The following is a 13979-nucleotide window of genomic DNA, read 5'->3' as shown; positions in this document are numbered from 1 at the left end:
TGACCGGGCCCGTGGGAGACAACGGCCTCCCGGTACCGGCCGGAACCCGGTACCGGAATGCCGGGCCCTGGCCGGTGTGCTGCGAGGGTCCGCTCAGCCCAGCCCGGTGAGCCAGTCGGTGATGTGGCCCGCGGCGGCTGAGGCGTGCTGGTTGACGAGGGTGAAGTGGTTGCCCGGCGTGGTGCGGGTGGTGGTGATGTGAGGAAGGGCCGTCTGCCAGTCGTGCGGCACCGGGTCCGCCCCGGGTGATGCGGGGAGCGGGTCCGAGGCGCGCAGGAGCAGGGTCGGGAAGGGCGTGGGTGCGGGGGTCCAGGTGTGGATGAGCTGTTCCATCCAGGCGTAGGCGGACAGGTCGGTGGCGGTGAAGCCGTCGGCGTGGTGCTCGCGCTCGTACAGTCCGTGCCACAGATGGGGTTGGAGTGCACGGGCGGCAGGGGATTCCAGGATGTAGGTGTCCAGGAGGACGACGGCCCGTACGGGCGTTCCGTGGTCCGCGAGATGGCGGGCGGTCTCGTGAGCGAGGATGCCGCCGGATGAGGTGCCCAGGAGGATCACCGGGTCGGTGGTGTCACCGCCGGTGCTCGCGGCCACGGCTTGGGCCAGCCCTTCGACGAGGGCTTCGCGGGTGGCGGGCAGCGGCTCGTCGGTGCGGAAGCCGGGGGGCGTCAGGCAGGAGACGGCCCAGGTGCCGGGGAGCGCCCCGGCCAGGGTGAAGTAGGTGTCGGGTCCGGTCAGGGGCACGATGGGGGCCACGCAGATCAGACGGGTGTCGGACGTGCCGGTGGTGAGCCGGTCCAGGGCGGGGCCGGTGGTGAGCCGGTCCAGGGCGGGCGGGATGGGCCCGGTGCTCTTGGGCCGGAGGGCGGCGACGTCGAGAAGAAGGGTTTCGGCCTCGTTCCGGCGGCCCGTCCGCACGGCGTCGCGGTGGAGGCGGGCGACCAGGTCGGGCGTCGGGGCCGCGCCGGGGCCGTGGTCCTCCGTCGGCGCCGCGGCGAGGTGGTCGAGGAGATGGCCGGCCAGGTCGGCCGGGGTGGGGTGGGTGAGGACTACGGTGCTGGGCAGGGTCGTGCCCAGCGCGGCGGCGAGCCGGTTGCGCAGGTCGATGGCGGCGAGCGAGTCCATGCCGTGGTCGCGGAAGGCGGAGTGTTCCTCGACGGCCTCGCCGGATGAGTGGCCGAGGGCCACCGCGGCCTCGCTCCGCACCAGGTCGAGGAGGAGCCGCCGCGCTTCCGCGGGCGGCAGGCCCCGCAGCCGTGCCGAGAAGTCGTCGTGTCCGCCCGTGGGCTGGGGCTCGGTGAGCTTGGCCGCCTCCGGCAGCTCGCTGAAGAACGGGCGGGGCGCGGCCCCGGTGATGACGGGGAGGTAGCGGTCCCAGTCGATGTCGGCGACCGTCAGCGCGGTCTCCTGTTCATGCAGCGCCTGGGCGAGCGCGGCCAGGGCCAGGTCGCCGTCGAGGAAGGACATTCCGCTGCGCAGGAGTTGTTCACGGTCGTGCTCGCTCATCCGCCCGCGCGCCTCCTCCCAGGGGCTGAAGGAGATCGCCGTCGCGCGGGCGCCCCGGGCGCGGCGCTGGGAGGCCAGCGCTTCCAGATACGCGTTGGCGGCGGCCTGTGCCGCGTGGTGGCCGATGCCCCAGACGCCGGAGACCGAGGAGAACAGCACGAAGGCGTCCAGGCCGGTGTCGTCGAGCAGTTGGTCGAGGTGCGCGGCGCCCGCCACCTTCGTGTGGAGCGCGTCGGCGAAGTGGTCGGGGCTCGCCGTGGCGAGCGGGCCCAGCGGGCTCGTCCCCGCCGTGTGCACCACGGCGCGTACCGGATGGCCTTCTGCCGAGAGCCGGTCGAGCACCCCGGCCACGGCCTTTCTGTCGGTCAGCTCGCACCGCACCACCTCGGCGGTCGTCCCCTGGGCAGTCAGTTCCGCCATCAGTTCGGCCGCGCCCGGTGCCTCGGGGCCGCGCCGGTTCATCAGCACCAGGCGCTCCGCGCCCTGGTGGGACAGCCATCGGGCGACCCGGCCGCCCAGCGCCCCGGTGCCGCCGGTGACCAGGATCGTGCCACGGGGCGTCCAGGTGCCGGGCGAGTCGGCTCGTGCCGGTGCCCGCACCAGTCGCCGGACGAGGACGTTCGAGGAGCGCACCGCCGCCTGGTCCTCCCCTGGATCCGCCGAGAGCAGCGCGGCGAACCGGCCGGCCGACTCGGGGTCGAGGCGCTCCGGGAGGTCGGCCGGCCCGCCGCGCCGCGACGGTGCCTCCACGGCCGCGGTCCTGGCGAGTCCGAGGACCATCGCCTGCCGCGGGTGGCGGACCGGGTCGGCCGGGCCGGTGGAGACCGCGCCGCGGGTCACCGTCCACAGCGGCACCTCGGCCCCGGCCGCCATCAGCGCCTGGACCAGCGACACGCTGAGGGCCGGACCGGCGGGCAGCGCGGGTTCGCCGCTGTCCGGGTCCTCCGCCGCCGCTGGCAGCACTGGTTCGCAGCTGTCCGCGTCCTCTGCCGCCGCGAGCAGCGACACCACTCCGGCCGCCCGGTCGAGGCCGATGCCGGCGAGGTGTGCGGCCATCGCCTGCGGGCCGGTGTGGGTCCCGTCGAGCAGCACACGGCGCGCCCGGGCGCCGTGTGCGGTCAGCGCGGCAACCACATCCGTGTCGTCGATGGAGCCGGTGGTGAGTACCAGCCAGGTTCCGGTGAGTGAGGGGCCCGCGGGGACGCGCAGGGGTGTCCACACCGTCCGGTAGCGCCGCAGGCCGGCCTGCGTGTGCTCGTCCCGCCGCCTGCGCCACGCCGACAGCGCTGGGAGCACCGAGTCGAGCGCGCCCTTGCTCTCGGGTCCGAGGCCGATCAGCGTGGCGACCGCGGCGCTGTCTCCCTGGTCCACGGCGGTCCACAGCGGCTCGTCGGCACCTTCGGCGGTGCCGGTCCGCGAGGTGGGCGGGGTGAGCGGGGCTGTCCAGTACGACTCGTGCTGGAAGGCGTAGGTGGGCAGGTCCACCGTGCGGCCGCCGGGGAGCACCCTGGTCCAGTCGACGGGCACGCCGTGGGCGTACGCCTCCCCGAGCGAGCGCAGGACCCGGTCCCATCCGCCGTCGTCCCGGCGCAGGGTGCCCAGGGTGACCGCCGGGCTGCCCGCGTTCTCGATGAGCTCGCTGGTGCCGACCGCGAGCACCGGATGCGGGCCGACCTCGATCAGGAGCCCGTAGCCCTCGCGCAGGAGACCGGTCATCGTCTCGGCATAGGACACGGTCTGCCGCAGGTTCCGGCACCAGTACCGGGCGTCCAGCTCTTCGGTGTCGAGACGGCCCCCGGTCACCGTGGAGTAGAACGGCACCTCCGAGGGGCGGGGCCGCACCGGAGCCAGCAGCTCCAGCAACTCGGCCTCGATCTCGTCGATATGCGCCGAGTGGGCGGCGAAGTCCACCCCGGCCAGCCGCCAGCGCATGATCCTGGCGACGGACAGACCGCGCTCGACCTGGTCCAGAGCGGCCGGATCGCCGGAGAGCGTCACCGTCTTCGGTCCGTTGACCGCGGCGATGGACACCGCGCCGGACACCTCGTCCAGCAACTCCCGGATCCGCTCCGGCGATGCCATCGCCGACATCATCGCGCCGCGTCCGGACAGGCGTTCGTGGATGAGCCGGCTGCGCAGCGCCACCACGCGGGCGCCGTCGTCCAGCGACAGCCCGCCGCTGACGCAGGCGGCGGCGACCTCGCCCTGGGAGTGGCCGACGACGGCGGCGGGCTCGACGCCGAAAGAGCGCCACAGGGTGGCGAGCGAGACCATGACCGTCCACAGCACGGGCTGCAGCACATCGGGGCGCTTCTCGATCGGCGGAGCGCCGGGCTCACCGCGGATCACATCGGTGGGCGACCAGTCGAGGTACGGGGCCAGGGCCGCCTCGCAGTCGGCGACGCGCGCGGCGAAGACGGGGGAGACATCGAGCAGTTCGGCCGCCATCCCGGCCCACGCCGCGTCCTGTCCGGGGAAGACGAAGACCATCGGGCCGCGCTCGGGCGCCGTGCCGCGCACCGCCGCGGGATCCGAGGTGCCCTCGGCCAGGGCCGCCAGGCTTCCGCGCAGCGCCGCGAGGTCCTGGCCGACCAGCACCGCCCGGTGCTCGAACGCGGCGCGGGTGGTGGCCAGGGAATGCCCGATGTCCACCGGGTGCGTCCCCGGGTGGGTGTCCAGATGTGCGAGCAGCTTCGCGGCCTGGGCGCGCAGCGCTCCGGCCGACTTGCCCGCCAGCGGCCATGCCACCGGCCCGTCCCACACCGGATCCGGGACCGGGCCGGTGGGCGCCGGGGCCTGCTCCAGTACGGCGTGGGCGTTGGTCCCGCTCATGCCGAACGCGGAGACCGCGGCCCGCCGCGGACGGCCGAGGTCGGGCCACGGCGCCGCCTCGGTCAGCAGCTCGACCGCGCCCGAGTCCCAGGCGATACGGGAGGACGGCTCGGCGGCGTGCAGCGTCTTCGGCAGGACGCCGCGCCGCATGGCCAGCACCATCTTGATGACACCCGCGACACCGGCGGCCACCTGGGTGTGTCCGATGTTGGACTTGACCGAGCCGACCAGCAGCGGCGGGTTGCCGTCCCGGTCCTGGCCGTAGGTGGCCAGCAGCGCGTGCGCTTCGATCGGATCGCCCAGTGCGGTGCCGGTTCCGTGTGCCTCGACCACGTCGACGTCGGACGCCGAAAGGCCGCTGTTGGCGAGGGCCTGGCGGATGACCCGCTGCTGCGCCGGTCCGCTCGGCGCGGTCAGCCCGTTGGAGGCGCCGTCGGAGTTCACCGCCGACCCGCGGACCACCGCCAGCACTTGGTGGCCGTGGCGGACCGCGTCGGAGAGCTTCTCCAGCACCAGGAGACCGGCGCCTTCGGCGATGCCCATGCCGTCCGCCGACTCGGCGAACGCCTTGCACCGCCCATCGGGCGCCATGACCCGGTGCCTGCTCAGCGAGACCAGAAGGTCCGGGCCGGTCAGCACCGTGGCACCGCCCGCGAGGGCCAGGGTGCTCTCCCCCGAGCGCAGCGACTGGCACGCCATGTGCAGCGCGACCAGGGACGCCGAGCAGGCGGTGTCCACCGTCACGGCCGGCCCGTGGAGGTCGAACAGATAGGCCAGACGGCCCGAGAGCACGCTGGGGATGGTGCCGGTGAGCTGGTATCCGTCGGAGTCCGCCGACACCCCGGTGCCGTAACTCTGGGCGGTCGCCGAGACGAAGGTGCCGGTCAGGCTGGACCGCAGGGCCGCGGGGTCGATCCCGGCGCGTTCGAACGCCTCCCAGGTGAGCTCCAGCAGTATCCGCTGCTGCGGGTCCATCGAGACCGCCTCGCGCGGGGAGATGCCGAAGAACGCCGCGTCGAACTCCGCCACGCCGTCGACGAAGCCTCCCGCCGCCGAGTAGGTCGTGCCCGTCCGCTCCGGGTCGGGGTGGTACGCGCCCGCGTCCCAGCCGCGGTCGGCGGGCAGCGGGGAGATGGCGTCCGTGCCCTCGGCCAGCAACTCCCACAGTTGCTCGGGCGAGCGCACCCCGCCGGGGAAACGGCAGCTCATTCCGATGATCGCGATCGGCTCCGCGTCGGCCGCCCCGGCTCCCGCACCACCGGCCGTGCTCGCGGCCGGTACGGCGCTCCCCCGCCGCTCGTCGGCCTCGCCGCCGAGCTCGGTCCACAGATGGCCGGCCAGGGCCTCGGGCGTCGGGTGGTCGTAGACCAGGGTCGAGGGCAGGCTCAGGCCCGTCCGCTTCCGCAGGCTGTTGCGCAACTGGCCGGCGGTCAGGGAGTCGAAGCCCATGTCCTTGAACGTCCGCCCGCCCCCGGCCGCCGCCGGACCCGCGAGCCCGAGCACCGAACCCACCTGCTCCCGCACCAGCTGGAGCAGGGTGTCCCGGGTCCGGCCGGCCGCCAGCCCGGCCGTCGGGCCCAAGGCGCCCCCGGTGGCGGCCCGGCGGACGGCGCCGGTGGGGACCAGGCCGCGGAGGACGGCGGGCACGGTGTCACGCGCCCGCAGGGCGGCCCGGTCGACGCGGGTGGCGACGAGGGACGCCTCGCCCACCGCGCCCGCGGTGTCGAAGCAGGCCAGCCCCTCCTCGACGGTGAGCGTCGGCAGCCCGGCCCCGGCGATCCTGCGCAGCTGAGCGGCGCTCAGCCCGGCGGACATACCGCCGCTACGCGGCCAGAGCCCCCAGCCGATGGACAGGGCCGCGAGCCCCGCCGCGGTCCGCCGCCGCGCCAGCGCGTCCAGGAACGCGTTGGCCGCGGTGTAGCCGGCCTGCCCCGCGTTGCCGAGGACCCCGAACACCGACGAGAACATCACGAACGCGGTCAGACCGTGGTCACGGGTCAGTTCATGCAGATGCCAGGCGCCGTCCAGTTTCGGGCGGAGGACCGTGTCCAGCCGGTCCGGGGTCAGCGCCCCGATCAACCCGTCGTCGAGCACACCGGCGGCGTGCACCACACCGGTCAGCGGATACTCGGCCGGGACCGCCGCCAGCAGGGCGGCCACGGCGGCGCGGTCGGAGACGTCGCAGGCGGCGGCGGTCACCCGCGCGCCCTGCCGGGCCAGTTCGGCCATCAGCGCGTCGGCGCCGTCGGTGTCGGCGCCGCGACGGCCGGCCAGCACCAGGTGGCGCACCCCGTGCGCGGTGACCAGGTGCCGGGCCACCAGCGCGCCGAGACCGCCGAGACCGCCGGTGACCAGTACGGTGCCGTCACCGCCCCATACGATGCCCGGCGCGGCCGGGTCCGGGGCTTCGACGGAGGTCAAGCGGGGCATCAGCAACTCACCGGCGCGCACCGCCAGTTCGGGCTCGCCGCGGTCCAGCGCCGCACGCAGCGTCCCGGCGGCGGCCGACAGCGGATCCCCGGTGTCCGCGGGGTCCAGGTCGAGCAGGACGAACCGGTCGGGGCTCTCCTGCCGGGCCGACCGCACCAGCCCCCACACCGCGGCCGCCACCACGTCAGGGGCCGTACCGGCGGTGGTGGCCACCGCGCCACGGGTCACGAACACCACCCGGGCGGGCCGACTCCCGCCGATCGCGTCCGTGTCGTCGTCGTTCAGGTGGTGCCGCAACGTGTCGAGCACGGACGCGGTGACCGCACGGACCGCCTCCGGCACCGCCACACCGGCCGGTGGGGTGACCGGGACCAGCACCGCCTCCCCGGCGCTCACCGGTCCGTGCCCACCGGCCTCCGGCACCGGGGCGGGCAGCCAGTCCAGGCGCAGCAGCGGCCGCGCCGCCATGGCCGCCGGGGTGTGGACGTCCGGCGTACGCAGCGTCAGCGTGCGTGCCGACACCACCGGGTGGCCCGCGGTGTCCACCGCGCTCAGCGTGACCGTGTCCTCGCCCGTCGCGCGCGTCCGCACCCGCAGCACCGACGCGCCCACGGCGTGCAGGGACACCCCGGACCAGGTCGACACCTCGGAGCGAGCCGAGGCCCGCGCCCCGCCGTCGGGCCCGGTCGACGACGCGATGTGCAGCGCCGCCTCCAGCAGCGCGGGGTGGAGGCGGAAGGCATCGGCCTCGTCGGCGATGTGCTCGGGGAGGGCGATCTCGGCCAGCACCTCGTCTCCGGACCGCCAGACCGCCCGGACGGCCCGGAACTCCGGCCCGTGGGCGAGCCCGGCCTCGCGCCGCCGCTCGGAGAAGTCATCGAGGTCGACGGGTACGGCGTCCGCGGGCGGCCATGCCGACCCGGCACCGGCGCCTTCGCCGACGCCGGGCCTGCCCGGCGCGAGCATGCCGGTGGCGTGCCGCGTCCATGGCGCGTCCGGTGGGTCGGCGGGCCGTGCGTAGATGCCCAGGGTGCGTCGGCCGCCGTCGCCGGGGCCACCGAGGGCGACCTGGATCCGCACCCCTTCGTCGTCCCGACCGGGCAGCACCAGCGGGGCGGCCAGGGTGAGTTCCTCGATGAGGCCACACCCGGCCTCGTCGCCCGCGCGCACCGCCAGCTCGACGAATCCGGCGCCGGGGAGGGTCACCTGCCCGGCCACCACATGGTCGGCCAGCCACGGCTGCGCCGCCGCCGACAGCAGGCCGGTGCACAGCAGACCACCGGTTTCGGGCAGCTCCACGACCGCGCCGAGCAGCGGATGCTCCACACCGCCGAGCCCTTCCGGGACCGCGCCCGCCGAGGTGGCGCCGACGGACGGGGTCCAGTACCGCTCCCGCTGGAACGCGTAAGGGGGCAGCGCGACCCGGCGCGCGCCGGTGCCGGTGAACAGTCCGGCCCACCGGACCGGTACGCCCCGCACATACAGCCGGGCGGCCGCCGCCAGCGCGGTGGACTCCTCGCCGCGGTCCTTGCCCAGCAGTGGCACGGCCTCCACGCGCGCCACATCGGGCAGGGCGTCCTGCGCCAGCACCGACAGCGTGGCGTCCGGGCCCAGTTCGAGGAAGGTGTGCGCACCGGCCCGCGCCGCGGCGCCGACCGCGTCGGCGAACCGCACCGTCTGCCTGACGTGCCGCACCCAGTAGTCGGGGGTACGGATCCGCTCCGCGTCGATCCGCTCACCGGTGACGGTCGAGACGATCGGGATGCGCGGCTCGCCGAAGTCCAGGCCCTCGACGACCGCGCGGAAGCCGTCCAGCATCGGGGTCATCAGCGGGGAGTGGAAGGCGTGGCCGACCCGCAGCCGGGTGGCCTTGCGGCCGTCGGCCGCGAACCGGTCCGCGATGGCCCAGACCGCGTCGGCCTCCCCCGACACCACCACCGCCTCGGGGCCGTTGACCGCGGCGAGTCCCACGCGGTCCTCCGAACCGGTGAGCAGCTCCGCCACCTCGTCCTCGGTGGCCCGCAGCGCGACCATGGCGCCGCCTTCCGGCAGCGCCCGCATCAGCCGTCCGCGGGCGGCGACGAGTGTGCACGCGTCGGGCAGGGACAGCACCCCGGCCACATGGGCCGCCGCGATCTCGCCGACCGAATGCCCGATCAGCAGATCCGGCGCCGTCCCCCACGACTCCACCAGCCGGTACAGGGCCACTTCCAGTGCGAACAGGGCGGGCTGGGCGTATTCGGTGCGGTTCAGCAGCTCCGCGTCGTCGCCGGACACCGCCTCTCGCAGCGGCCGTTCCAGTTCGCCGTCCAGCAGCGCGCAGACCTCGTCCCACGCGGCCGCGAACACCGGGAACCGGCCGTGCAGTTCGCACCCCATGCCCAGTCGCTGGGCGCCCTGGCCGGCGAAGAGCAGCGCCAGCGGGCCGGGGTCGCCCGCCATGCCCCCGGCTACCTTCACGGGCCGCGCGTCGCCGTCCGGCGTGCGGTCCGTCGCGGCCAGGAGGACCGCTCGATGCTCCAGCTCGGAGCGGGTCGTCGCCAGCGAGTAGCCGATGTCCGCGGCCGCGGCGCCGGTGTCGGCCACGAACGCGGCCAGCCGGTCCAGTTGCGCCTCCAGCGCCGCCTCGCTACGAGCCGACACCGGCCACGGCACCACGTCCGGCGCGGCCTGCGACCGCGGCGCGCCCGGGGGCCGCTCGGTGGTCTCGTCGGGCTCCTCCCCGGGCGGCTGCTCGATGATCACATGCGCGTTGGTGCCGCTGATCCCGAACGACGACACGCCCGCGCGGCGCGGCCGCTCGGCCGGTGGCCACGGGGTGGGCCCGGTGAGCAGCTCCACCGCGCCGGCCGCCCAGTCCACCTGTGACGACGGCGCGTCCACATGCAACGTGCGCGGCAGTACGCCGTGCCGCATCGCCAGGACCATCTTGATGACGCCCGCGACACCGGCGGCGGCCTGCGTATGCCCGATGTTGGACTTGAGCGACCCCAGCAGCAGCGGGCGGTCCGGGTCCCGGCCCTGCCCGTAGGCGGCGAGCAGCGCCTGGGCCTCGATCGGGTCACCCAGCCGGGTGCCGGTGCCGTGCCCCTCCACCGCGTCCACGTCCGACGGCACCAGACCGGCACCGGCCAGGGCCTGGCCGATCACCTGCCGCTGCGAGGTTCCGCTGGGCGCGGTCAGACCGTTCGACGCACCGTCGGAGTTGACCGCGGAGCCGCGCAGTACGGCCAGTACCCGGTGGCCGGCCCGGGTCGCGTCGGAGAGCCGTTCCAGCACCAGGACGCCCACGCCCTCGGACCAGCCGGTGCCGTCCGCGGCCTCCGCGTACGCCTTGCAGCGGCCGTCGGGCGACAGACCGCCCTGCCGGGCGAACTCCACGAAGATGCCGGGCTCCGACATGACGGTGACGCCGCCGGCCAGCGCCAGGGAGCACTCGCCGTCGCGCAGCGCCCGCGCCGCCAGGTGCATCGCCACCAGCGACGACGAGCACGCCGTGTCCACGGTCAGCGCGGGCCCGCGCAGCCCCAGGGCGTAGGCGATCCGGCCGGACAGCACGCTCGGCGAGGTGCCGGTGAGCAGATATCCCTCCACGGCGCCGGAGCCGTCCTTCAGCCGCGGACCGTAGTCCTGGGCCATCGCGCCCATGAACACGCCGGTCCGGCTGCCGTGCAGTGCCGACGGGGCGATCTCGGCCCGTTCGACCGCCTCCCAGCTCGTCTCCAGCGCCAGCCGCTGCTGGGGGTCCATGGCTTCCGCCTCACGCGGCGAGATCCCGAACAGCGCCGCGTCGAACCGGTCCGCGTCGTAGAGGAATCCGCCCGGTCTGCCGGCCGCCGTCATCTCCGGCGCCCATCCCCGGTTGGCGGGCATGTCGGAGACGGCGTCCACTTCGCCGGACACCAGGTCCCACAGTCCCTCCGGCGAGTTCACCCCGCCCGGGTAGCGGCAGGCCATGCCCACGATGACCACCGGGTCGTCCGCCGGGACGGTGCGGGGAGCCCGCGCGGCGCCGCCGGTCAGCGGGCCGGTCAGCGGGCCGGTGAGCTCCGTGGCCAGATGGTCCGCGCACGCGTCGGGCGTGGGATGGTCGAACAGCACGGTGTTGGGCACCCGCAGCCCGGTCGCGGCCTTCAGCCGGGTCGCCAGCTCCACCGTCATCGCCGAGTCGAAGCCCAGCTCCTTGAAGGACCGCGCCGGGTCCACTCGCTCCGCGGAGGCGAAACCCAGCACCACGGCCGTCTCCGTGCGCACCAGCCGCCCCAGGTCGGGGCGGGTCCACGCGGCGCCGGATTCCGCACGCTCCGGCTCCGGCTCCGGGTCCGGCTCGGTGGCGTGTCCGGGCACGGCCGCCGGAACGGCCGGAGCGGCGTCCGGCGCCGCGGCGCCCCCGGCGGGTTCCGGGAGCCAGTAGCGCTCCCGCTGGAATCCGTACGTCGGCAGGGCCACCCGCCGGGCGTCGGCCCCGGCGAACGGCCGCGCCCAGTCGACCGGCACCCCGCGCACGTACACCTCGGCCAGACAGCTCAGGAACCGGTCCATCCCGCCCAGTTCCCGCCGCAGCGTGCCCACGGCGATCGCCCGGACGTCGGCCGCGTCGACGGCCTCCTGCACCGCGGAGGTCAGCACCGGATGCGAGCTGACCTCGACGAAGACCCGGTGGCCCGCTCCGAGCAGCGCCCGGACGGCCGGTTCGAAGGCGACGGTCTGCCGCAGATTGCGGTACCAGTACCCGGCGTCCATGCCGGTGGTGTCCAGCCACTCACCGGTCACCGTGGAGAAGAACGGCACCTCGGCCCGGCGCGGGGCGATGCCCTCCAGCGCGGCCGACAGCTCCTCGCGCACCCGCTCCACCTGCGCCGAGTGCGAGGCGTAGTCCACCGCGATCCGCCGCACCCGCACATCCGCGCCCGCGAGTTCCCCGAACAGCTCGTCCAGTGCCTCCGGCTCGCCGGAGACCACCACCGAGCCGGGCCCGTTCACCGCCGCGATCGACACCCGGCCGTCCCAGCGGCCCAGCCGCGCCTCGGCCTCGGCCCGCGGCAGCGCCACCGACAGCATGCCGCCCGCCCCCGAGAGGCGGCGTGCGATGGCCTGGCTGCGCAGTGCCACCACGCGGGCCGCGTCCTCCAGCGACAGCGCACCGGACACGCACGCCGCCGCGATCTCCCCCTGCGAATGGCCCAGCACCGCGTCCGGGACCACCCCGTGCGCCCGCCACACCGCCGCGAGGGAGACCATCACCGCCCAGGAGGCGGGCTGGACCACGTCGACCCGTTTTAGCGACGGGGCGCCCTCGGCCTGTCGCAGCACCTCCGGGAGCGACCAGTCCACGTGGGGCGCGAGCGCGGCGGCGCACTCGGCCAGCCGCTCGGCGAAGACCGGGGACTCCGCCATCAACCGGACGCCCATGCCCGCCCATTGCGAACCCTGGCCGGGGAAGACGAACACCCTCCGGCCCTCGATGTCGGCCACTCCCCGCACCACGCCCGGTGCGGACTCGCCGTCGGCCAGCGCGGTCAGCGCGCCCAGGGCCGCCGGCCGGTCCGGCGCGAGGACGACGGCGCGGTGGTCGAACGCGGTTCGCGTGGTGGCCAGGGAGAAGCCCACGTCCACCGGATGGAGCCGCTCGTTCTCCGCCAGCTGGGAGGCGAGGCGGGCGGCCTGCGCGCGCAGCGCGTCCCGGGTCCGGCCCGACAGCGGCCACGGCACGGCGCCACCCGCCACCCGGGCACCGTCCCCCGTTCCCGTGCCCGTGCCCGCGCCCGCGCCCGGGTCCGTCGCCGCCGCCCGGTCCTCGGGCGGCGGCTCGGTAGCGGACACCACCAGATGGCAGTTGGTGCCGCCCATGCCGAACGACGACACTCCGGCCAGCGCGCGGCCGTCGCGGTAGGGCCACGGACGGGTGGCCGACACCACGTCCAGGTGCCACTCGTCGAAGCGGATCCGCGAATTTGGCCGCTCGAAGTTCAGGCTGGCCGGAAGCTCGCCGTTCCGCAGCGACAGCACGACCTTCAGGAGGCCCACGATGCCCGCGGCGCCCTCCAGGTGCCCCACGTTGGTCTTCGCCGAGCCGACCAGCAGCGGGCTGTCCGCGGCACGGTCCGCTCCGTACACCGCGCCGAGCGCCTCCGCCTCCACCGGATCGCCCACCCGGGTGCCCGTCCCGTGCAGCTCCACATACTGGACCGCCGCCGGGTCGACCCCGGCACGCCGGCACGCCGCCGCCAGCACCGCTCCCTGCCCCTCGGGGTCGGGGGTGGTCAGGCCCGCGCCGGGGCCGTCGTTGCCCACCGCGCTGCCTTCGATGACGCAAGTGATCTCGTCCCCGTCGGCCAGCGCCCTCGCCAGTGGCTTGAGCAGCACCATCCCCGCGCCCTCGCCGCGTACATACCCGTTGGCGCGCTCGTCGAAGGTGAAGCAGCGGCCGTCAGGGGACAGCGCGCCGAGCCGGGCCGCCGCCAGCGCGCTGTCCCGTACCAGGTTGAGGTGCACACCGCCGGCCAGGGCCGTGGCCGACTCCCCGCGCCGCAGGCTCTCGCAGGCCAGATGCACCGCGACCAGCGACGACGACTGCCCGGTGTCCACCACCAGGCTCGGCCCCCGCAGGCCCAGGAAGTGGGACACCCGGTTCGCGATCACGCTGCGGTTCAGTCCGGTCAGGGTGTGGTGAGCGATCGCCGCGGGTCCCCTGCGCCGGTCCAGTACGCCGTAGTCGTCCGCGGTCACACCGATGAACACGCCGGTGTCGTCGCCCCGTACCCCGGCCGGCAGGACGCCCGCGTCCTCCAGGACCTCCCAGCCCAGCTCCAGCGCCAGCCGCTGCTGTGGGTCCATCGCCCGCGCCTCACGCGGCGAGATCCCGAAGAACTCGGGGTCGAAACGGTCGACTTCGTCCAGGAAGGCGCCCCACCCGGTCTCGCCGGAGTCCGCCGCCTCGTCGTCGCCCCAGCGGCCCGGGGGCACCTGTGACACCGCGCTCATCCCGCCGGTCAGCAACTGCCAGAACCGCGCGGGATCCTGCGCGGACGGCAGCCGGCAGGACAGCCCCACTACCGCGATGGCGGTGTCCCGCTGCTGGATTCGGCCGGCGGATACGGACTCAGGTCGGCTCACGGTGCCGCTCCCCCACTCGTCGTCCTCACGGGCTGGGCAGGAGAAGGCAAGTGCTGGCACACGCCGGGTCTCCGGGAATCCGGCGACACCGGACTGCC

At 75.2% G+C, this 13979-nt stretch carries 1 protein-coding gene; it reads right to left on the bottom strand.

The features are described 5' to 3' along the window. Positions 1 to 93 precede the first annotated feature (93 nt). The gene (locus LIV37_RS38370; RefSeq protein ID WP_254807137.1) at positions 94 to 13881 is read right to left on the bottom strand and encodes a type I polyketide synthase; all 13788 of its coding nucleotides are present in this window, start codon (positions 13879 to 13881) and stop codon (positions 94 to 96) included. Between the last annotated feature and the right edge of the window lie 98 nt (positions 13882 to 13979).

The organism is Streptomyces rapamycinicus NRRL 5491 (assembly GCF_024298965.1).
In the GTDB taxonomy this organism is placed as follows: Bacteria; Actinomycetota; Actinomycetes; order Streptomycetales; family Streptomycetaceae; genus Streptomyces; species Streptomyces rapamycinicus.
Note: the sequence above shows the minus strand (reverse complement) of the source record. Positions and strands in the feature narration are given on the sequence as shown.